Source organism: Pseudomonas sp. HOU2 (genome assembly GCF_040729435.1).
GTDB lineage: Bacteria > Pseudomonadota > Gammaproteobacteria > Pseudomonadales > Pseudomonadaceae > Aquipseudomonas.
In genome coordinates this window covers 155,650-178,510 of sequence record NZ_CP160398.1, presented here as the reverse complement: position 1 = coordinate 178,510, position 22,861 = coordinate 155,650, and the positions used below count along the sequence as shown (strand labels likewise).

General features: G+C 61.4%; 13 protein-coding genes. 1 reads left to right on the top strand and 12 read right to left on the bottom strand.

Features of this window, described 5'->3' with window-relative positions; translation table 11 throughout:
* Positions 1 to 49: 49 nt before the first annotated feature.
* Together ABV589_RS00805 and ABV589_RS00800 are read right to left on the bottom strand one after the other, a co-directional pair.
* Positions 50 to 2,341, bottom strand: a complete 2,292-nt coding sequence (locus tag ABV589_RS00805) for an ATP-dependent DNA helicase (protein WP_367084482.1) — start codon at positions 2,339 to 2,341, stop codon at positions 50 to 52.
* Positions 2,338 to 3,990, bottom strand: a complete 1,653-nt coding sequence (locus ABV589_RS00800) for a VRR-NUC domain-containing protein (protein ID WP_367084481.1) — start codon at positions 3,988 to 3,990, stop codon at positions 2,338 to 2,340. Before ABV589_RS00800 ends, ABV589_RS00805 begins: the two co-directional genes overlap by 4 nt.
* Positions 3,991 to 4,195: 205 nt before the next feature.
* Between ABV589_RS00800 and ABV589_RS00795 the strand changes: the two genes are divergently transcribed.
* Positions 4,196 to 4,420 (top strand): YgdI/YgdR family lipoprotein, encoded by a 225-nt coding sequence (locus ABV589_RS00795; RefSeq protein ID WP_007967004.1) that lies wholly within the window; start codon positions 4,196 to 4,198, stop codon positions 4,418 to 4,420.
* Positions 4,421 to 4,527: 107 nt separating this feature from the next.
* On the opposite strand, the gene ABV589_RS00790 is transcribed toward ABV589_RS00795, so the two are convergent.
* From ABV589_RS00790 to ABV589_RS00745, 10 genes are all read right to left on the bottom strand, one after another.
* Positions 4,528 to 4,902 carry a hypothetical protein gene (locus ABV589_RS00790; RefSeq protein WP_367084480.1) on the bottom strand — a complete coding sequence of 125 codons (375 nt, stop codon included), beginning with the start codon at positions 4,900 to 4,902 and terminating at the stop codon, positions 4,528 to 4,530.
* Positions 4,903 to 5,140: 238 nt separating this feature from the next.
* The gene (locus tag ABV589_RS00785; protein WP_367084479.1) at positions 5,141 to 6,994 is read right to left on the bottom strand and encodes a polyurethanase; all 1,854 of its coding nucleotides are present in this window, start codon (positions 6,992 to 6,994) and stop codon (positions 5,141 to 5,143) included.
* A gap of 269 nt (positions 6,995 to 7,263) precedes the next feature.
* A complete protein-coding gene (locus tag ABV589_RS00780; protein ID WP_367084478.1) occupies positions 7,264 to 8,952 on the bottom strand; it encodes a polyurethanase in 1,689 nt (562 codons plus the stop codon).
* A 61-nt stretch (positions 8,953 to 9,013) separates the two neighbouring features.
* Positions 9,014 to 12,100 (bottom strand): autotransporter domain-containing protein, encoded by a 3,087-nt coding sequence (locus ABV589_RS00775; RefSeq protein ID WP_367084477.1) that lies wholly within the window; start codon positions 12,098 to 12,100, stop codon positions 9,014 to 9,016.
* Positions 12,101 to 12,662: 562 nt separating this feature from the next.
* Positions 12,663 to 15,620 carry an autotransporter domain-containing protein gene (locus ABV589_RS00770; protein WP_367084476.1) on the bottom strand — a complete coding sequence of 986 codons (2,958 nt, stop codon included), beginning with the start codon at positions 15,618 to 15,620 and terminating at the stop codon, positions 12,663 to 12,665.
* A gap of 190 nt (positions 15,621 to 15,810) precedes the next feature.
* Positions 15,811 to 17,181 carry a TolC family outer membrane protein gene (locus ABV589_RS00765; protein WP_045122086.1) on the bottom strand — a complete coding sequence of 457 codons (1,371 nt, stop codon included), beginning with the start codon at positions 17,179 to 17,181 and terminating at the stop codon, positions 15,811 to 15,813.
* A 2-nt stretch (positions 17,182 to 17,183) separates the two neighbouring features.
* Positions 17,184 to 18,533 carry an HlyD family type I secretion periplasmic adaptor subunit gene (locus ABV589_RS00760; RefSeq protein WP_007963525.1) on the bottom strand — a complete coding sequence of 450 codons (1,350 nt, stop codon included), beginning with the start codon at positions 18,531 to 18,533 and terminating at the stop codon, positions 17,184 to 17,186.
* Positions 18,530 to 20,305 carry a type I secretion system permease/ATPase gene (locus ABV589_RS00755; protein ID WP_007963526.1) on the bottom strand — a complete coding sequence of 592 codons (1,776 nt, stop codon included), beginning with the start codon at positions 20,303 to 20,305 and terminating at the stop codon, positions 18,530 to 18,532. The genes ABV589_RS00760 and ABV589_RS00755 overlap by 4 nt, the downstream gene beginning before the upstream one ends.
* A gap of 205 nt (positions 20,306 to 20,510) precedes the next feature.
* Complete coding sequence (locus tag ABV589_RS00750) at positions 20,511 to 20,939, bottom strand: AprI/Inh family metalloprotease inhibitor (RefSeq protein ID WP_367086237.1); 429 nt, start codon at positions 20,937 to 20,939, stop codon at positions 20,511 to 20,513.
* Positions 20,940 to 21,032: 93 nt separating this feature from the next.
* A complete protein-coding gene (locus ABV589_RS00745) occupies positions 21,033 to 22,496 on the bottom strand; it encodes a serralysin family metalloprotease (protein WP_367084475.1) in 1,464 nt (487 codons plus the stop codon).
* Positions 22,497 to 22,861: the final 365 nt, after the last annotated feature.

The following is a 22,861-nucleotide window of genomic DNA, read 5'->3' as shown; positions in this document are numbered from 1 at the left end:
CAAGTATGCGGCAATCCGGCGCCATGGGAAGGTGCAAACGCGCTTCTATTCACGGCGTGATCAACGGGTTGATTGAGGGCGAGTCGGTACCGAGCGACCACCAGCGCGGCAACAGTTGCTGAATGCGCGGCTCGGCGAAGCGGTCATCGATCAGCATCACCACACCGCGATCCTGCCGCGTACGGATCACCCGCCCGGCGGCCTGCACCACTTTCTGCACGCCCGGATACAGGTAGGTGTAATCGTAGCCGGCGCCGAAAATCGCTGCCATGCGCCGTTTCAACTGTTCGTTGACCGGGTTGAGCTGGGCCAGCCCCAGAGTCGCAATGAATGCGCCGATCAACCGTGCTCCGGGCAAGTCGATGCCCTCGCCAAACGCACCGCCCAACACGGCGAAGCCGATGCCCTGACTGTCGGCGGTGAACTGATCGAGAAAGGCCTGGCGCTGCCCTTCGGCCATGCCCCGCGATTGCTGCCACAGATTGATCTGCGGGTGGCGTTCGGCGAGCAGCGTCAGCACCTGTTGCAGGTAATCGAAACTGCTGAAGAACGCCAGGTAATTGCCCGGACGCTCGCTGAACTGACGGGCGATCAGCTCGACGATCGGCTCCAGCGACGCCTGGCGATGATTGAAGCGCGTGGAGATACGGCTGACGATCTGCACTTGCAGCTGTTCGGCGCTGAAGGGTGATTCGACGTCTATGCATACCGTGTCGGCGGGCGTGCCGAGCAGATCGGCGTAATAGCGCCGCGGGCTCAGCGTCGCCGAGAACAGCACGCTGCTGCGCGCCGCTTTCAGGCGCGGGCCGATGAACGCCGCCGGCACCACGTTGCGCAGGCACAGCTGCGACAGCGGCCGCTTGCGCTCAAGGTCGCGCTTGCTGATGTCGAACAGGTAATGCTCGTCGAACAGCTCCGCCACCCGGCCAAACTGCAGCATGTCGAAATAGAAGGTTTGCAGCGCGCTGTCGAGCCCCTGCGGATGATCATTGAGGTAATCGCCAATCGCCGAGCTGCACAGGGAAACGGCTTGCAGCAGTTTCTCCGGGGCCTTGTCGTAGGCCTGATATGGCGCCAGTTGCGGCTGGTGCAGCGCGTTCCACTCGCGGTTGACCCGTTGCAGGGATTTTTTCAGCACTTCGGGGGCCGTCTTGCGCACACTGGCCAGCGCGCCTTGGTCGATACTGGCGCTGTACATCGAGCGCCCGCGTTCGACCAGGTTGTGCGCTTCATCAGCCAGTACCGCAACCTTCCACTGGTTGAGCTGAGCGAGGCCGAACAGCAGCGCGCTGAAATCGAAGTAATAGTTGTAGTCCGCCACTACCACGTCGGCCCAGCGGGCCATTTCCTGGCTCAGGTAATACGGGCAAACCGTGTGCTGGAGGGCCACCTCGCGCATCGCCGCCTGATCCAGCAAATTGATCCGGCTCGCCGCTTGCCGAGCGGCGGGCAGGCGATCATAGAAGCCCTGGGCCAACGGGCAAGACTCGCCGTGACAGGCTTTGTCCAGGTGTTCGCAGGCCTTGTCGCGGGCGACCATCTCCAGCACCCGCAGCGGCAAATTTTGCGATTGATCGAACAGCACCTGACTGGCATCCAGCGCCAGTTTGCGCCCCGGAGTCTTGGCGGTCAGGAAGAACACCTTGTCCAGTTGCTGCGGCGCCAAAGCCTTGAGCATCGGGAACAGCGTACCGAGGGTTTTGCCGATCCCGGTGGGCGCCTGGGCCATCAGGCAGCGGCCGGTGCTGACCGCTTTGAATACCGATTCGGCCAGATGCCGCTGGCCGGGGCGAAAATCGGCGTGGGGAAAGCTCAATTGCTGCGCGGCCAGATTGCGCGCCTCGCGATGGGCCATTTCCTGCTCGGCCCAGTTCAGGAACAACCGGCATTGCTGTTCGAAAAAGGCCTGCAAGGCGGGTGCATTGAAGGACTCGACCAGACAGGTTTCCTTTTCGCTGACGATGTCGAAATACACCAGTGCCAGATTGATCTGCTCAAGTTCAAGCTTGCGGCACATCAGCCAGCCGTAGATCTTCGCCTGCGCCCAATGCAGCTGCCGATGGTTGGCCGGTTGCTTGCTGAGGTCGCCGCGATAGGTTTTGACTTCTTCCAGACAGTTCTGCGCTGGGTCGTAGCCGTCCGCCCTGCCCCTGACCTTCAACTGCAGAAACTCGCCTTCCAGCGCCACTTCGCTCTGGTATTTGTCGTTGCGCCGCGAGGCCACGGTGCGATGGCCGAGCATGCCTTCGAGGGCTGTCGGCGAGGGCGTGAATCGCAGGTCGAGGTCGCCGGTCTTGGCGGTGAACTCGCACAGGGCACGGACGGCAATGCTGTAACTCAAGCGCTCTGCTCCGCCCATTGCACGTAGCACACGGCGACCGGCATCTGATGTTGGTGGCAGAACTCCAGCCAACGCAGCTGGTTGTCTTGCAAGCGGTCACCGGGGCCTTTGACCTCGATCATCCGGTAGGTCTTGTGCTGCGGCCAGAACTGGATCAGGTCGGGCATGCCGGCGCGGTTGGCCTTGATGTCGAGCAGCAGACGATTGAACCAGTGCTTGAGGTGTTCCGCCGGCAAGCACGCCAACGCCTGCTCGAGCAGTTGCTCATTCAACGCGCCCCAGAACACGAACGGCGACTGCACGCCCCATTTGGCGACAAAGCGTTCACGAATGGTTGCGACGTAACGGCCGTCGTCGAGTTGGTCGAGACAAGCCTGGAACAGTTCGGCGCGGCGTTGCTGGAAGTCTTCGTTGAGCAGATCCACCGGCCCGCGCTGAAACGGATGAAAGAACGCTCCCGGCAACGGCGCGAAAATCGCCGGCCAGCACAACAGGCCGAACAGCGAGTTGATCAGGCTGTTCTCGACGTAATGCACCGGGCCGCTGTCTTCGTGCAGATGCGCCTGCACGTAAAACTCCACCGACAATCCCGGATCAGTGCGCGGCAATTGCAGATCGAGGCGCTCGACCGGACGTGGCGTTGCGCGTTTGAGCGGTGGCCCGCCGAGTTTGCGTCGCAGCCGTGGCAGCATCCGTTGCAGGCTCTGCTGCTCGGCGGCGCTTTCCGGCGCCTGTTCGGCGAGCGTCGCGAGCTCCAGCGCCAGTGCGTATTCGCCGCAGCGCTCGAGCACGCGGATCATGCGCTGACGGGCGCCGGGGTAGGCGCAATCGCGGTAGATGCTCAGCGCCAGGGCAAACTCAGTGATGCGCTCGCAATACTGGCCGATCTGGAACAGCACCTTGCCGCGCCGCCGTTGCAGCCACGGGTTGTCGAACTGCAGCGCGCTGACCTGCTCGACAATGGTTTCCAACGGTTCACCGGCCTCGAAGCGTTGCTGGCAGTGATGCAGGAACAGGCAGGCGTCAACGTCCTCGCGGCTGCGCAGGCCACGGGAGTCGGCGCAGAATTCGACTTTTTCGTAGGTAAAGATGCCGAGGTCGGCGAGCACGAACTCCGACCAGTCCTGATACAGGTTGCCGAAGAACATCAGGCGCAGACGGTCGCACAGGTCCATGATGGTCAGGCTGAGCAAGCGCTCGCCGAGCGTCGGCGCCCAGTCGCAGAGGCTGCGCGACTCGCTGAATTGCTCGGCGAGCGCCAGCAGCCAGTCGTCCTTGCGGCCCTTGGGCTGTTCGATGAAGCTGCCGAACGCCTGCAGCAGTTCAGCCTTGAGCAACACGTCGAACACTTCGGCCACGCTCAATAAAGCCTGATCGTCGAGCCAGCCGTGACGCAACAAAGGCTGCGCGGCGTTGCTGATGTCCCCAATTTCTGGGTAGTTGAGTTTGCCAAGGCGGAAATGCACGCCCTTACGCATTACCATGCGCACCAGCAGACCCTGCGAAGCGTGCGGCAAGGCCTTGAAGTCGCGGATAAAGCCGTGCTCGGATTCGCTCATCACATCGGCATAGCGAAGCTCAAGCCAATCAAGCACTTGCCGGAAGTTGTTGAGGTAATAGAACGGATCGTCGAGCGGGTTGGCAGTCACGGGAATTCAGGGCCATGGCGAGCAAATACTGGTTATGCGTACAGATACCAGCTCTGCCCTGCCGGGTGCAAACGGAAAAAGATCAATGGCAGCGGCAATTCGGATTTTTTCAGGGGGCCATCGAACTTTTCCCGGTTCGATGGCACCAACCGCGTTAGAGGCCGAAGTCGGTCAATTGATATGGAATGAGGTATTTGAGGTGGCTATGAAGATCAAGACTCTGGGTATTCCTCTGGCGGTAGCGGCCCTGCTGGCATTGGCCGGCTGCTCGACGCCGACCGTGGTCACCTTGCAGAACGGCACCCAGTATTTGACCAAGGACATGCCGAAAACCAAGACCAAGGACGGGTTCTATGAGTTCGAGGATATTTCCGGGACCAAGGTGAAAGTCCGTTCCGACGAAGTCGCAACGGTGCGCAAGGAAGACTGACCCCCCAACCCCTGTAGGAGCTGCCGAAGGCTGCGATCTTTTGATCTTAAAAACAAAATCAAAAGATCGCAGCCTTCGGCAGCTCCTACAGGGGGAACGTTGGAGAATTACTCGAAAGCCGGCAGGCCCACAATGCTGTGATCACAGCTGAAATACTGCTCACCGCGCCGCGCCAGCTCGGCTTGCAGACGTCGGCAACGCTCCAGATCCTGTTGGGTCATGCGGTCAATGCTCAGATTGCCGGTGGCTTGCGCTTGTTTGTCATCACCCCGCCGAAACGTCACGAACGGCTGTTCGGGCTGAATCTGAAACAGGCTTTTCTCTTCGACCGGCTCGACCGCTTCGGTCTTAGCCGGTTTCGGCAATTGATCGCTGCTGATGCCGTAGCGGCTGAGAATCGAGGTTGGCGGCAGGTCGGCCCAGGCATTGGCCGATAACAGCGCCAGTCCGACAATCCCGACATACCCCTTGAACCTTCTCACGTGTGCATCTCCTGTACTCAATGGCGGCTAGCTATAGAACGTGTGTGCACGTGCTGGCTTTAGGCCGCTTCTGCTGTTTGCAGAGCTTTTGAGTCAGGGTGTGGCTGTCGAGTCACTTTCGATACCGAGTTGTGGCGAGGGAGCTTGCTCCCGCTTGAGCGCGTAGCGCTCACAAAGTCTTCAGGGCCGCTTCGCGACCCAGCGGGAGCAAGCTCCCTCGCCACAGGTTACGGATGCATCAGGCGATCACAATTCCATCGGCACTGAGGCTATTCAGCGCCACCCCAACCAGCGTCACCGAGTCAGCGCCAAACTTCAGCACCGTGTCCTGCCCCACCATCGAGGCATGCGCGCGGAAGTCGTCATTGGGCAACACCCCTTGCACGCCAAGGAACACCAGTTTGTCGTTCGACGTAAAACCCAGCACCCGATCCTGACCGAACGCGCCGTTGAACAGGAACGTATCCGCCCCGCCCCCCGATTCCATCAGGTCATTGCCGGCGCCACCGACAAACACGTCGTTGCCGGCACCGCCGATCAAGTGGTCGTTGCCGTCCAGGCCGAACAGCCAGTCGCCGCCGGCATGCGCCTTCAGCGTATCGGCGCCGCTGGTGCCCTTAACGCTGGACTCGTACTGGGTAACGTTGTTGCCAACCTTCAAACCGCTGGCCGTGACGCTGTGGGTCACATCGTCCTTGAACAGACCCCAGAGGAAACCCGGCTCCTTGCTGACGATGCTGCCGATGTCGCGGGTGATGCTGATCCCGCCATTGGCGTCGCGGATGTACAGGTTGCCGGCGCCGTCGTTGGCGAAGTCGAAGCTGTTCACCGATTTCTGCAACTCGAGGGTGTTGTTGCCGGCGCCGCCGAGGATGACGTTATAACCGCCAGCGTCGCGGAAGGTGTCGTTGCCGGCGCGACCTTCGAGGTAGTCGTTGCCGCTGCCGCCCTGAATCAGGTCGTTGCTGTCGCTGCCGATGATGAACGTGCTGCCCTTGTGGGTTTCAGCGTTGCGGTTGAGATCCTGCACCCACGTGTTGGCCCGCGCCGGGTCCGACAGGTTGGCGACGATGATCGTGGAATCCTTGCTAGTCAGGTCGTAGAACTTCGACTCGATGATCCGGTTCATGCCGTCGCCGTAAGCGGTCGGCAGGTGCGAGATCCAGGTCGGAATATTGAGAATCGAGAACGGCAGCAGATTCCACGCGGTCGAGGCGTAGTGATCGTTGAAGCTGACGATGTTGTCGGTGGCCGATTCCTTGGGCGCGTCGTGCACGCCGACCGAGGCGCCGGTGAAGGTCGAGCCGTCGAGGGCGCGGAACACCGGATCGTTTTCGTAACCGACGTTGAGCACCTTGTCGGTGCTGCTCTGGGTCGGCGAGGCGTAGGCGATGTAGTTGGAGTCGGCGAAGAATCCGCCCCACTTGCCGCCACTCAGGTCAGCCATGCTGTTGACCGCCAGCCCGCCGAGGCTGTGGCCGCTGACCAGCACGTCCTTGCCGCTGAGGCCGTTGGCCTTGGCGAACGCCACCACGTCATTCAGTAGATTACCGAACGCTTCGCCAACGTAATTCTTGGCGTAGTCTTTGGGACCGAAGGCGGCCAGCAGGTCGTTGATCACGTCGCCGATGGAGTCGAGGATCAGGTTTTCCCGCGGACCACTGGTGCCGCGAAAGGCAACGCCGATTTCCGTGAGATGGCCCTGGGCGTCGTACTTGCCGAGGATTTCCACCTGGGCGGTGGTGTAACCGGCCTTCTCGCCGAAGAAGGTTCCGCGCGCATCTGTCTTGCCGTCGTAGCCCAATTGCGAGGCGCTGATCGGTGTCCAGCCAGCCTTTTTCACGGCGTCGAGGGCGAGTTTTTCCGAGTCGGGGTTCCACGGAATACCAGGAATCACCCCTTGCGAATCGGTACCGCCGAGCAGCGCGGTGACCAACGTGGCAGGCAGGCCGAGACCGAAGCCGTTGTGCTGATAACCGGCGGCAAAGCCGTTATCGAGGTTGTGATAGGAATACAGCGTGATCGCCATGGCATCGCTGAACAGTGCCTTGGAATCGGCTGTACCGAAGTTCTTGTAGTCATACACACCCATTGCTATTGCCTCTCTTTTGTTGGAATTGTCAGAGATAGCTCACAGCCAGGGCGCCCCTCGCGGGCACGCCCCGGAGCATTTCAGTACTACTTGCATAAAGGCTGCGATCTTCTGATCTTGAATCAAAATCAAAAGATCGCAGCCTGCGGCAGCTGCTACATTCATAAATCCCTGTAGGAGCTGTCGAGTGCAACGAGGCTGCGATCTTTTGATCTTGAAAATCAGAAGCAAAAGATCGCAGCCTGCGGCAGTTCCTACAGGATGACGGCTTACGCGAACACGAAAGACGAGTCCGACAGGTTAGCCACTCCCACCCCGATCAGGGTCACGGCATATTCGCCAATCTTCAGCACAGTATCAGCGCCGGACTGTGCAGCATGCTGCTTGTAGTCGTAGCCCTGCCCCGCGCCTTCGACGCCCATGAACACCAGTTTGTCGCTGCCCTGGTAGCCGTTGATCGCATCAAAACCGAACGCGCCGCTGAACAGGAAGGTGTTGTTGCCACCCACCGCCGTCATCACGTCGTTGCCGGCGCCACCGACGAAGGTCACGTGGCCCTTGTCGCTGATCAGCTTGTCGTCGCCACCCAGACCGAACAGCCAGTCCCCGTCGGCGCTGGCGTGCAGCGCGTTGCCATACGCATCGCCATTGAGCGAATGGGTGTACTGAGTCAGTTCATTGCCATTGGTCAAACCCTTGGCCGTGACGCCCCAGGTGATTTCCTTGCTGCCCCACCACGACCCCGACTCCTTGCTCACCAGCGCGCCGATGTCGCGGGTCATGCTGATGCCGCCGTAGGCGTCGCGCACGTACAGCGTGCCGTCACCGTCGTTGGCGAAGCTGAAGTTCTGCAGCGGTTTCTGCAGCTCGAAGGTATTGTGACCCTGGCCGCCCAGCAGAATATTGAAACCACCGTCATCACGGAACCGGTCATCACCGCCCAGGCCTTCGAGGAAATCGTTACCCGCCCCGCCCTTGAGCCAGTCGTTGCTGTTGGTACCGATGATGAAGGTGCTGCCGGTGTGCGGCTCGCCGCTGCGCCCCAGATCCTCGACCCAGGTCTTGCCCCGGGACGATTCCTCAAGGTTGGAGACGATGAGGGTCGAGTCCTTGTGCGTCAGGTTGTAAAACTTCGAGTCGATCACCCGGTTCAGGCCATCGGCATACCCGAGCGAACTATGGGCCGACCAGTTCAACGGATTGACGATGCTGAACGGCACCAGGTTCTGCGCGGTGGACGCATAGTTGTCGGTGAAGTTGACGATGTTATCGGTGGTCGACTCATGCGGCCCGTCGTGCTTGCCCAGCGAACCGCTGCTGAACGTGGTGCCGTCCAGTGCACGGAACACCGGGTCGTTTTCGTAACCGATGTTCAGCACGTTGTTGCCGGTACTGCTCTGGGTCGGCGAAGCGAACGCGATGTAGTTGGCGTCCTTGAAGAACCCGCCCCAATTGCTGCCGCTCAACTCGGCTACGCTGTTGACCCCGAGACCGCCCAGGCTGTGGCCGCTGAACAGCACGTCCTTGGCGGCGATGCCGTTGGCGATGGCAAACGCGGCAACGGACTTGAGCAGGTTGTCGAAAGCGTTTTTCGCGTAGTTGCTCGCGTAATCCGACGGCCCGATAGCGGCCAGCAGATTGTTTTTCATGTCGCCGAAGGTATCGCTGTAACCCAGCCCGCCGGTACCGCGAAAGGCCACGCCGAGGCCGATCAGCTTGCCGCCGGCGTCGTACTTGCCGAGCACTTCGGCCTCGGCGCTGGTGAAGCCGTCCTTCTCGCCGAAGAACGTGCCTTGCGCGCCGACCTTGCCCTGATAGCCCAACGCCGTGGCGCTGAGCGGTTTCCAGGCGGTGGCCGGCAACGGCTGGCCGGTCGGCGTGTAGGCATACAGCGTCAGCGCGATGGCATCGCTGTACAGCGCTTTGCCATCGGCATTTTTGTAATCGAACAATCCCATGTTGTGCTCTCTCTTCCTTCAATCAGGACTGGCAGCCTCCCGCGAGACTGCCAGTACTCCATCAGAACTGCCAGTCGAGGGTCAGACCCACACCGTGGTCTTTCTCGTTGTTACCGATCAGTCCGTTGTAGTCCAGGTTGACCCGGACATCGCGATTGAGCGCCAGCCCGGCGCGTACGCCGACCACTGCCGCATCACGATCCATCGACACACTCTGCACAGTGAAGGCGCTGTTGCCATTGGCGAAGGCCAGGTGGCTGTCAGCATCGACACTGCTCAGGTTGTGCTGCCAGCCGAGGGTCGCGCCCAGTTCCAGCTGATGTTTGTCCGACAGCGCGAAGCTGCGCTTGGCGCGTACGCCAAGGGTCGACAGCACCACGTCGCGGTTGTCTTCAGAGCTCTTGAGCGCCGCGGCATCACCCTTCTCGGTGAAGCTGTCAGTGTTCAGATGCACGTACGACAGATTGGCGAACGGCTCCAGATTCATCGGTTGCAGACGCAGATCGTAAGCCGCTTCGGTGAACACCTGAGTGGTCGCCGCATCGTGCTTGGTTTTCTCTTTGCCGCTGACGCCCGCGAACTGCAGATCACGCTTCACGTCCACGCGATGCCAGCTATACGCCGCACCGGCGGTCAGACGCAGCGCATCGATCTGATGCCCCAGGTACGCACCGAGGTGGTAGCTGTCGACCGAGGCCGACGAATGCGTGTCGCTGCCCATGTTCAACGAGCTGTCGCTATAACCGGTAACGAAACCCAGACGGGTATCTTCAGCAATCAAACCGTCGACACCGGCCAGCAGCCCGCCGATGGAGCTGTTGGAGTCGGCGTTTTCATGGCCGCCATCGCTCTTGCCCCACGAACCGAGCACCTTGACCCAGGCGTTGCTGCGGTCGTCGGTCGGTGCGTCGGCATTGAACAGATCACGCTCACGCAGACGCTCGCCCACCGCTTCACGCAGGTAGCGGCTGTCGTTGATCAGCATCGTACCGATGGCCGGGTGAATTTCGCCGGACAGTTGCTGGAAGGCTTGTTGCGCCGACGCCGCGTTCGGCGACAACAGCAGGGTTTCGAACAGCGCATTGCCCGCGCCCAGGCCCTCGGCAGCCGCGCCGACTGCACGCTGGTTCGGCGTCAGACCGACACTGGCGAACGACGCGCCATTGCGCCCGACGTCCAGTTGCACGCCGTTTGCCGAGTACGCCAGGGTGCCGCCGAGGAACGCGTAGTTCGGCAGCACTTGCCCAAACTGCCCTTGAATGCCACCGGCCGCTTGCAGGATGTTGAACTGCGAACCGAGCAGGCTCTTCACTTCAGTCGTCGTCAGCAAGGTCGGGCTGTTTTCCAGCGACAGACTGACCGTGGCGCCATCGATCACGGCTTTGCCACCGGCAACGATCTTGTCGCTGCTGGTCGGCGAGACTTCCACCGCGTAGGTCGAACCGCGCTCGAAGGTCACGTCACCGGCGACGTTCAGCGTGCCGATCGAGTTGCCCGGGGCGACGGTACCGCCGTTTTTCGCAGTCAGTGCGCCGATGCGGCCGTTACCGCCGAGGATGCCGCTGTCGTTGACCGTGACCGCCGAAGCCAGTGAGCCATTGATCGCCAGACGCCCCTGATTGACCAGGGTCGGGCCGCTGTAGGTGTTGTTGCCGGTCAGCACCAGTGTGCCGATGCCCTGCTTGGTCAGGCCGCCGTGACCGGAAATGTCGTTGCGCCAGGTGTCGAGGCCGCAAGTGATGTCGGTGCACAGGCGCTCGGTCGGTTTGCCCTTGTCGATGATCGCGCCGATGCCCGGCAAGTCCGCGACAAACTGTCCGGAACCGTAGGCCCCCTGGATGCGGAACTCTTCCGGGATGTCCTGCTCGGTGACGAACATCGCCGGGCCGTCGATGCCTTTGCGCAGGTTGATCATGCCCCAGCCGTACAAGGCGTCGATGCCCGGTGCGCCGAGGTCGGTGGCGGTGGTACGCAGCACCGTGGCGACCTGATCGCCGGTCATGTACGGGAAGCGCTCCATCAACACCGCCATCGAGCCCGCCACATGCGGTGCGGCCATCGAGGTGCCGTTGTAGTTCTTGTAGCCGGTGGTCAGGTTATCGGCGTTGGTGCCGCTGATGATCGAGCTGTAGATCTGCGTGCCCGGCGCCGAGACGCAGAAGCTCGCGGTGTAGCCGCAGCGCGAGGAAAACGTACTCATGATGTACGGATTGGCGCTGGCCTGGTCCGGGTTTCTTTGCAATGCGGCGACGGTGATCCAGTTCGGCGCGATGTCCGGCACGAAGTAGCCGAGGCCGGCGATGGCGTCCGGGTTGTTCAGGTTGTAATCGTTGCCGGCGGCGAAGATCGTCACGATGCCGCTGCGGGCGGCGGCGATGGCGCCGTCGTAGGCGCCGCCGGGCTTGGTGCCGAGCAGTGTGCGGATCTCGTTGAACTGCAATTGCGCGTCGTTGACGGTGAAGTGCGGATACGCCGGGTCGCGGCCGCCGAGGTCGAAACGGTCAGTGATGCCGATGCCCCAACTGTTGTTGATGATCCGCGCGCCACTGGCGATCAGCGCATCCCAACCGGCCTTGTATACCGCGCCGTCGTTGCCACGGACGATGCCGTCTTCCGGACCCGGGTCGCCGTTGTCGGCGCTGATGATCTGCGCACCGAACGCCACCCCGTGCATCGGCCCGCCATCGCGGCTGCCGGCGGCGATGCCACCGACGTGGGTGCCGTGGGCACCGAGCTTGCCGTCGGAGCCGACCGAAGGCGAACCGTCATAGCGGAACGCATCGCCGGCTTTGACCGGGATGTAGGGGTCGGTGTATTCGCGGATCCCGCTGGTGACCAGGGTGATGACTTTGTTGGCGCCGGAAAACTCCGGGTGCGCGGCATACACCGGCTGGTCAAAGATCCCCAGTTTCACACCTTTGCCGGTGTAACCGGCGGCGTAGGCATGATCCGCACCGATGGCGCCCAGGCCCCATTCCGCCTGGAACTCGGCGCTGCGCCAACTGGCGGGATCACCGCTGCGGCCGCTTTCCACATAAGGCGCCGCGTGCGCAGTGCCCCAAGTGGTCAGCGCGCAGAGCACCGCGCAATTGAGGGTTTTCATGGCGAAGCGACCGCCCGTTTGCGCGGGGGTATTGTTGTTATTCATCCAGCGACCTTCCTTAGTGATGTTGCGAAAAATCCGTGTACTTCAATCTCATGAATGCAGCTTTGTGTGGCGAGGGAGCTTGCTCGCGCTGGGGCGCGAAGCGGCCCTCTGCATTCTTCCAGTCGAACCCGGTCTGGCAGATTTGCGACTGCTGCGCAGCCGAGCGGGAGCAAGCTCCCTCGCCACAGGTGTGTGCTCACATCCCCCTGTAGGAGCTGCCGAAGGCTGCGATCTTGGCTTTTCAAGATCAAAAGATCGCAGCCTGCGGCAGCTCCTTAGTGATGTTGCGAAAAATCCTTCTATTTCAATCTCATGAGTACTGCTTTGTGTGGCGAGGGAGCTTGCTCCCGCTGGGGCGCGAAGCGGCCCTCTGCACTCTTCCAGTCGAACCCGGTCTGGCAGATTTGCGACTGCTGCGCAGCCGAGCGGGAGCAAGCTCCCTCGCCACAGGTGTGTGCTCACATCCCCCTGTAGGAGCTGCCGAAGGCTGCGATCTTGGCTTTTCAAGATCAAAAGATCGCAGCCTGCGACAGCTCCTACAGGGTTACGTATTCACCCTCCGTCAGAACTGCCAATTCAGGCTCAGCCCCACGCCGTGGCTCTTCTCGCGGTTAGCCAGTTGTCCGTTGTAATCCAGGTTGACCCGCACGTCCTTGCTCAACGCCAGGCTGGCTTGCACGCCGACCAGCGCCGCATCACGCACCAGTGCCGAACTCTCGACCGCGTACGGCGTGCTGCCGCTGGCAAAGCGCAGATGCTGTTCGGCGTCGATGTCGCTCAGGCTGTGCTGCCAGCCGAGATGCCCGCTGACGTCCAGCGACTGCTGATTGGACAAATTGAAGCGCTTGACCGCGCGCACACCGAGGGTGCTGAGGACTGCATCGCGCTGCTCGCCGGAGCTCTTCAGCGCCGCCGCGTCGCCCTTTTCGCTGAAGCCGTCAGTGTCCAGATGCACATAAGCGAGGTTGGCGAACGGCTCCAGTGCCAGCGGTTGCAGGTTCAGCCGGTAAGCCGCTTCGCCGAAGACTTGCGTGGTCGCCGCATCGACCTTGGCTTTCTGTTTGGCGCTGACGTCGCCGTATTGCAGATCGCGCTTCACATCGGCGCGGTGCCAGCTGTAAGCCGCGCCGGTGCTCAGGCGCCAGGCGCCGATGTCATGACCGGCGTAAGCGCCGAGGTGATAGCTGTCGACCTTGGCCGACGAGTGCGTGTCCGAGCCCATGTTCAGCGAGCTGTCGCTGTAACCGGTGACCAGACCGATGCGGGTCTGCTCGTCCAGCGCGCCGTCGACACCGGCGAGCAAACCGCCGATCGAGGTGCTGTAGCGCGAGGTGTCGTTGCCGGAATCGGTCGAGCCCCAGGCGCCGAGGGCCTTGATCCAGCCATTGCTTTGCGTGGCATTTACATCGTGCAGACGCTCGCCGACCGCGTCGCGCAACTGGCGGCTGTCATTGATCAGCATCGAGCCGAGCGCCGGATAGATCTCCCCGCTCAATTGCTGGAAGGCCTGTTGCGCCGAGGTAGCATCTGCCGACAGCAGCAGGCTTTCGTACACCGAGTTGCCGGCGCCAAGGCCTTCGACGGCAGCCGCTACCGCGCGCTGATTCGGAGTTTGCCCGACACTGGCGAACGAGGTGGCGTTGCGCTGGATGTCGAGCTGAATGGCGTTGCCCGTGTAGTCGAGGTTGCCGCCGATGAACAGGTAATCCGGCAGCACCGCGCCGAACCGGCCCTGGATGCCGCCGGCCGCTTGCAGAATGTCGTACGAATGCCCAAGCAGGCTGCGCGCTTGCGTGGTGCTGAGCAGGGTCGGACTGTTTTCCAGCGACAGGCTGACCGTGGCGCCGCTGATGCTTGCGATGCCGCCGGCAACAATGCGGTCGCTGCTGGTCGGCGACAGCTCGACCGCGTAGGTCGAACCCGGCGTGAAGGTCACGTCACCGGCCACATTCAAAGTACCGATGGAATTGCCCGGTGCCACGCGGCCACCGCTGTTGGCGAGCAACGAGGCGATCCGCCCGGAACCGCCAAGGGTGCCGCTGTCGTTGACGGTCACCGCCGAGGCCAGCGAGCCGTTGACGCTGACGCTGAGCAAACCGCCATTGACCGTGGTCGGGCCACGGAAGGTGTTGTCGCCGGTCAGCAGCAAGCGCCCTGCCCCGGACTTGATCAGGCTGCCCTGATAGACCCGCGTCGCCGCTGCAGCATCGCGCGCCATACCGACCGCGTAGTCGGTCTGATCCTGCTGACTGGCGCCGGCCGGGACACCGTTCTGCCAGCCCTTGTCCTGCAGGGTCTGCTGCCAGGCGCTGTGTTCGGCGAGGTCTTCGCGCTGGCGCTGAATCAGTGCCTTGTCGGAGATGTCATTGCTCCACACATCGCTTTGCCCGGCGGCCAGATTGGCATCGAACGCGCCGAGCAATTGCCCCGGCCCGTGCATCGCCCGGTTGAGGTTGGCCACACCCCAGCCGACCCGTTCGGTCGGTGCATCGGTGACCGAACCGTCGAGTTGCGTGGCGGTGGTCAGCAGCACTTCGAGTGCCTGCTGGTTGTTCATGTACGGATAGCGTTCCATCACCAGCGCCAGTGCCCCGGTGGCGTGCGGCGCGGCCATCGAGGTGCCGGACTTGATCGCGTAATCGCCACCCGGAATGGTGCTGTCGATCTTCGCCCCCGGAGTGGTGATGCACCAGTATTTGGCGATGCCGCACTGGTTGTACTTTTGCTGATTGCTCTGATCCAGCCCGGAGACTGCCAGCCAGTGACCTTCAAGATCCGGCTGAAAGTACGGCAACGCCGAGCGCACGCTGGCGTTCGGGTAGCCGCTGTTGCCGGCGCTGAACACGTTGATCACGCCACGGCGCGAGACGTCCGCCGCCGCGTCGAGCCAGGTGCCCTGATTCCAGTGCTGGGCGTACGCGGCGTGCAGATCGGCCAGGGTGCGATAGCTGACATCCGGCGGCTGGCTACCCCAACTGTTGTTGATCGCGCGCACACCGGCATCCGCCAGAGCGTCGTATACCGCTTTGAAATAACGCGGATCGGGTTTCGGGCCGAACAGGAAGCTGTCGTTGTTGTTGGTGTTGCCGACGTAGATCTGCGCGTTGTACGCCACGCCGTGCATGCCGGTGCCGTCACGGCTGGCGCCCATGGTGCCGACCACGTGGGTGCCGTGGGAATCGTTGTTGGCGTTAAGGGTGCCATTGACGCTGAACAGCGAACCATCGACGTAACTGCCGGAGGCCATTACCGGATGATAGCGCTCGCTGGCGAACTCGGGGTGGGCGGCATCGAAGCCGGAGTCGAGGGCGCCGATCTTCACGCCTTTGCCGGTGATCCCGGCCGCATAGGCCTGATCGGCCTGCATCCGCGCCAGGCCCCAGTCGCGCTGGAATTCGGCGCTGCGCCAACTGGCGGGATCGCCGGGCTTGCCGGTTTCAAGGTATTGCGCGTTGGCCTGCGCGATGGAAACTGCGAGCAACAGGCTGCCGACCGCTGCCGGCTTGATGCGTACTTCCATGTTCACCACTCACTTTTCTTATGTTTTTGTTATGACCCGTTTCCCCGGGCGAGCACTTCTTGAACTATCGAGCGAGTCTATTTGTGGCGAGGGAGCTTGCTCCCGCTGGCTGCGCAGCAGCCCAAAATCTTGTGAGCGCTACGCACTCAAGCGGGAGCAAGCTCCCTCGCCACAGGTTCGGTGCCAAGCATTAACGCGAGTTGCTTTTCGGGCCTTGTCCGAACGCCTCATCCACCCGTGCCAGATCCTGTTCGTTCAACGTCCCCGCGTAGTAATGCAGCTTGGTCCAGGCCATCAAGTAGTCGTAGCGCGCTTGGGCCAGATCGCGGCGGGTGGTAAACAGTTGCTGTTCGGCGTTCAGCGCATCGAGGTTGGTCCGTTCACCACCGAGAATGCTTTGCTTGGTCGACACCACCAATGCCTCAGCCGAGGCCAGCGCCTTCTGGTAGGCGCGCAGTTTGTTGACGCCCGACAGGCAGGCGCTGAACTGGCGACGCAGTTCGATCAGCGTCTCGCGGGTCTTGCCATCGAGCTCGTATTCCGCTTGCTCCATGGTGCGGCTGGCCTGACGCGTCGAGGCCGACACCCCGCCACCGGCATACAGCGGCACGTTGACTTCAAAGCCGATGGTGTTGGTGTCGTAGCGCTGGTTATAGGTGTTGCCGCTGTCCGATTCTGTCTTGCGGATCGACGCATAGGCACTGACTTTCGGCAGGTGCCCGGCGCGGTTGCGCTCGACTTCGTACTTGGCCACTTCCACCGCCTGACGCTGCGACGCCAGATTGGGGTTGTTGCTGATCGCCAGCTCATGCCAGGTGTCGTAGTTGGCCGGCATCAGGGCGAAGGTCTGAAAATTCTGATCCAGTGGCGCCAGTTCGCTGATGTCCACCGTCTGCACGCCGACCAGCGCCCCCAGTTCACGTAGCGCGGCGTCCTGCTCGTTGCGCGCCTCGATCTCTTCGGCGGTCGCCAGTTCGTAGCGCGACTCGGCTTCCAGAATGTCGGTGCGCGTGCCCTCGCCCTGTTTGAACATGTGTTCGTTCTGCTGGAACTGCTGCTCGTAAGCCTTCTTCTTGGCCTGGGCGATGTCAATCTGATCCTGAGCGAACAAGGCTTTGGTGTAGTTGTCCAGCACCCGTACCAGCAGCTCCTGACTCTTGCCGCGAAACGCCTCGTCGGCGAACAGCGACTGCGCCACGCCTTTGCGATACGCCGCGTAGGCTTCGTAGTCGAGCAACGGTTGCTGCAAGGTCAGGGTCGAGCCATAGCTGTTGTAGTTGCGGTCTTCGGTCAGGTTGCCGCGAGCGGTCAGTTGCGTGGCCTTCGAGGTGTTGTGACCGCGGTTGTAGTTGTAGCCCAGTCTCGGCAACAGCCCGGCACGGCCGATGAGGCGGTTTTCCAGGCCCGCGTCGCGCTCCTTGATCGCGCCGAGGAACACCGGATCGTTGCGCAATGCCTGTTCGTAGACTTCGAATGGCCCCATGGCCGCCAGCGCGCTGTTTCCTGCGAGCAGCGCGAACGCTGCTCCCAACATCGAAAGCTTATTCATACAGCCGAACATCCTTATTCTTCGGTCAACGCGGAGCCGGCCCGATCGAGCAGCGGTTTGAACAGGTAGTTGAGCAGTGAACGTTCGCCCGTGCGCACGAACATTTCCGCCGGCATACCGGGCTTGATCACCAGGCCGTGGAGCTTTTCCATCGCCTGATCACTGACGCTGCTGCGCAACACGTAGTACGGCACGCCGGTTTTCTCGTCGACCATCTGGTCGGCGGAAATCAGGCTGACCTCACCCGGTACACGCGGGGTCTTGCTCTGGTTGAACGCGGTGAACAGGATATCGACCGGCAGATGCGTGCCGACCTTGTCGATCAGGTTGATCGGCAAGTGCCCTTCGACTTCCAGGGTGGTGCCTTGCGGGACGATCTCCAGCAGGGTTTCGCCTTGACGCACCACGGCGCCTTCGGTGTGCACGCCGAGGTTGACCGCCACGCCGTCGGCGGTGGCGAGGATCTCGCTGTGTTGCAGGTCGAAACCGGCCGAGGTCAGTTGCTCCGACAAGGTCACGCTTTTGAGCTGCGCGTCGGCCAGTTGGGTGCGCACTTCCTTCTGATATTCCTCACCATGCTGTTGCAGCTTCAAGCGCGATTCGAGAATGCCCTGCTCCACCCGGCCGCTTTCACCGGTGTTTTCCGCCAGTTGCTGCTGCACTTGCGACAGCTGACGCTGGTATTCCATCAAGCGGTTACGCGGGATGTAGCCATTGTCCGCCAGCGGCTGCAGGTTGCTCAGTTGCTGTTGCAGCGAGTCGGCCTGGGCGTTGAGGTCGGTGCGGGCGCGGCGCATGCCCGCCAGTTGCGCGGTGGCACCTTCGATGCTGGCACGCAGACCGGCCTGCTCGCGGTAGAACGCTTCGCGACGGCTGCTGAACAGTTGACGCTGGCCTTCAAGGACCAGCGCCAGACGCGGATCCGGGTCGTTGCTCAACTCGGCCGGAAAGGTCACCTGCTTGAGGTTATCGCGCTCCGCCTGCCAGCGCGCGAGGCTGGCCCAGGCCATGCGGTACTGGGCTTGCAGCGACTGCACGTCGGCCGCGACCTGAGTCTGATCGAGGCGGAACAGCGGCTGGCCCTGCTTCACGATCTCGCCTTCGCGCACCAGAATCCGGCTGACCACGCCGGCGCTCATTGACTGCACAGCCTTGCGCTTGCCCGACACCACCACGGTGCCCTGCACCGGGATGCCTTGATCCAGCGGCGCCAGTGCGGCCCAAGTAAAGAAACTGCCGGCGCCGACGATGGCCAGAATCCAGCCCATGCGGGCGAAGAATTTCGCATCGCGCTCCGGGCGCTCGGTGACGTACGCGTGTTCCATGGAGGCTTCGTTTTCAGTGTTCATGCTGGCGCTGCTCATACACCCGAATTCCTTGTCGTGGGCTGGTACTGCCGGCTCATGCTGAGCCCGCCCGGTGCCTGCGCAGATTTTTCCCGTTGTTGTTCCTGGGCGCCGGACAGCGCCTTGAGTACATCCTGACTGTTGCCGAAGGCCTGCAAACGTCCGTCGTTGAGCACCAGCAACTTGTCGGCCTGGGCCAATACCGAAGAACGGTGCGTGACCAGCACCACGGTGGTGCCCTTGGCTTTGAGCTGGGCGATGGCGCTGGCCAGCGCGGCTTCACCGACGGTGTCGAGGTTGGAGTTCGGCTCATCAAGCACCACCAGGCTCGGATCGCCATACATGGCGCGCGCCAACGCGACGCGCTGCTTCTGGCCGCCGGACAGACCACTGCCGTCCTCGCCCAGTTGCGTGTCGTAGCCTTGTGGCATCCGCAGAATCATCTCGTGCACGCCGGCCTGTTGCGCGGCGGCCACGACTTTTTCCGGGTTGGCTTCGCTGAAACGGGCGATGTTCTCGGCAATGCTGCCGCTGAACAGTTCGATGTCCTGAGGCAGGTAGCCGATGTACGGGCCGAGCTCGTCGCGGTTCCAGCGATGGATGTCCGCACCGTCCAGGCGCACCGTGCCGCCGAGGGTCGGCCACACGCCGACGAGCACCCGGGCCAGGGTCGACTTGCCGGAACCGGAAGCACCGAGCACGCCCAGCACTTCGCCCGCGCCAATCGCGAAGTTGACCATGTGCAGGGTCGCCGCGCGTTGCCCCGGAGGGCCGGCACTGACTTGCTCAAAGGCAATCTGGCCTTTTGGCGCCGGCAGCGCCATGGCGTCGTCACTCGGCGGGAACGCCTGCAGCAGCGAATCCAGACGACGGTAGGCCAGCTTCGCCCCGCTCCACTGCTTCCACACGGCGATCAACTGGTCGATCGGACTCAGCACGCGGCCCATCAGGATCGAACCGGCGATCATCATCCCGGCGGTCATGTCGCCCTTGATCACCAGCAACGCACCGAGGCCCAGCACCAGCGATTGCAGGCACAGGCGCAGGGTTTTACTGATCGAGCTGATCACCGCGCCGGTGTCGCTGGCCTGATTCTGCAGGCCGAGGAACCGCGAGTGCACACCGAACCAGCGCTTGCGCAGCGCGCCGAGCATGCCCATGGCCTGAATGGTTTCGGCATTGTGCAGGTGGCTGGTCGCCAGTTGGCTGGACTTCTGCGAGTAACCGGCAGCTTCGCCCAGTGGTTTCTTGGTCATGTATTCGTTGAGGCATGCCAAAGCGATCAGCAGCAGCGCCCCGGCCGTGGCGAGCACGCCCAGCCAGACGTTGAACAGGTAAATGACAAACAGATAGACCGGGAACCACGGTGCGTCGAAAAACGCGAACAGGGCCGGCCCGGTGACGAATTGCCGAATGTGGGTCAGGTCGCCCAGCGATTGCCCGGCGTTGCCCTCGCCCTTGAACAGGTTGCGTTCGAACGCCGCCTGATACACCCGCAGGTTGAAGCGGCGCTCCAGTTGGCTGCCGATGCGGATCACGATGAAACTGCGCACCACTTCCAGCATGCCGATGAACGCGAAGAACCCGACGACCATCAACGACAACATGGCCAGGGTGGTTTCGTTCTGCGAAGACAACACGCGGTCGTAGACCTGCAGCATATAAATCGAGGGCACCAGCATCAGCACGTTAATCAGTGCGGTAAAGCACCCGACGCTGATCAGAATGCTTTTATAGTCACCCAAAGCCTTGAATAAGGGAGCGGTGGCTGGGGCCTTCGCCATCTTCATTGATTATTCCTGCAATAATTTCCCCGCCATTCTTTGGCGAGACGCTTCCAATAATTATCCGTGCGCAGATCGGACGGGTTCTTGCAACTTGCATTTACACTTCAATAACAACTTTCAACATTTCAAACGCCATTCGTTGCATTGAACTGTTGCTTATAACTGCAACATCAAACCTTATATTCAACTGCTCAGTCGGTCCCGCTGTTCACGGTTGTGGCGTATGGCGCGTGAGCGTAATCACCAGCCCCGACTTCAAAGTGCTCAGATAAAGCCCATCACGTTGTCGGCTGAAGAACTGGATTCTTGAACCTTCCTTGCCGGTAATCGACAGGCCGTCCGGATCAGGGAACCAGCCAATCGGCGCTTGCTCAAGCCATGCCCCCAGGCATTCGGCGCCCTTGCCCAGCGTCTGGTTCGGTTCAAGGTCAATCAGGCAGGTGTTCGACGGCTTGTCCTGTAATGCCTGCGCCTGCGGGGCGTCGTCCGTTGCAGTCAATACGGCCTGCCATTGCCCGGCAAACACCGATGGATCTTCAAGTCTGAGGCTGCTTGCCATGGTTGTTTCTCCAGAAATCATGATCAGCGCCGCCGAAAGCCACGCCATTGCCTTGTAGGTAAAAGCTTTATAGATCATCAGAAAATTCGCTCCGGCCCGTAGCCTTGCCCAGCGGCCAAGACGATGCAAGTAAAGAAAGCGGCGCATCAAGCGCCGCTTCCCTGTTTCACATCACGCCACGATGTCGCTGGTCGCTGCCTGGCCCACGGTGCTGACCTGGAAGTCCGCCACGCCGTGCCCGGAGAAGTCCACCGACAACAGGCTGTTACCACCCGACGAGGTCAGGATCGCGTCGCCGGCCGAACCGGTGAAGCTGCTGACAAAGTGCAGGCCGGAACCATTGGTGATGGCGCTCAGGTCGATTTTGTCCAGACCGCTGACGAAATCGAGGATCTGATCGACCGCACCCGGCTTGGAGTCGGAGCTGGACGCGAACACGAAGGTGTCCGAACCCGAACCGCCCCACAGTTTGTCCGCACCACCGGCGCCGTAGATGATGTCGTTGCCGGCACCGCCCTTCAGCTCGTTGGACGCACTGTTACCGATCAGCAGGTCGTTGCCCGAACCGCCGATGGCGTTCTCGATGGTCACGCCCTTGGCAATGGACACGTTACCGATCATGCCGCCAACGTCGGAGAACGAGGCTTCGTTAAGGTTGATCTTCTGATTCTGGGTGAAACCCGAGAAGTCGAAGGTGTCCTTGCCGCCCGCATCCCACACCGAGAACACCAGCTTGTCGCTCGACGACGAGGCGCTGAGGAAATCGCGCCCGGCGTTGGAGTTGAAGCCGTAGGTGGTGTCACCGGCACGGGTGTTCAGGTTGGCGCCGTACAGCTTCTGGATCGCTGCGATGTCATCCATCAGCGGGCCGGAGGCATAGGCTTCCACACCGCCCTTACTGAAGTTCTGGGCGGTGTTGCTTTCACTCCAGTAACTCATAAGGCTGTAACCGCGGGTGTCTTGCCCGTAGGAAGCATCCTTGTAAGTCGGGTTGCCTTCGCCGGCGTTGTAGTCGCCAGGGTGAGACAGGCCCAGGGTGTGGCCGATTTCATGGGTCAGGGTTTGACGCCCGTAATTGTTCAGACCCGGGGTTTTGTTGACGTCGTAGCCACTGCCGGTCAGGTACCAGGACTGACCGTCATAGCCTGGCTCGGTGCCTGGCAGGAACGCAAACGCCGCCGCGCCTTCCTGGCCGCCGCTGTAGTTGCCGAAGGTCATGTGACCGTCGCCACCGCGGGATGCTTCGGTGAACGTAACGTTGGCGACATCCGCCCAGGATTGCATGGCGAGCACGGCCTGGGCCTTCTGCAGGGCACTGAACTGACTGAAACCGGTGACGCCGAGGCCGCTGAAGTTAGCGGTTTTGGCGGTCAGAAAGGTGTAGGTCAGTTCGATCTTGCCGCTGTTGTCGAGGTCGTGCCAGGAGGCACCGTCGCGCAACAGTTGAGTGGCGGCTTGATCCACCGAGAAGGAGGGTTTGCCATTGACCGTGAGGTTGCCGCCACGATCGTATTGATGGCTGAAGCTGTTGATCTGGTTCCAGGCAGAGCTGGTCGCAGCCAGAGATTGCGCTGCGCCGACAGGCACGAATGTGTCTGCGGTGATATCAACAGCATTAGCTTTTACTTTCGACATAAACACACTTCCTTGTTTAGCAATGGAACAGTTTTTGTCAGATAGCGACAATCCCTGGCGAGATCGTCCTATCACTCGCCCAATGAAGGCGTAAGAAACCTGACACAATTTGAAATCTGTCGTCTAGCGTTTTTTTGAGATCAAATTGCACTGTTGCGCAAAACTGCCGTAAACAAAGCCTGCGGGGTCAAAAGATTGTTTTAACGGATTAGGCATCGCCCAATTGTCTGACGATTTTCTATTTAAATATTAAATATTGGTAAGTTGCTTTTTGATGGGTACGTCTCACTTTCCTGCACTCTATTAGTGCGATGCCAGTGTATTGATATCAACTATTTAATAAGGCCTGATCCCCTATTCCTGTA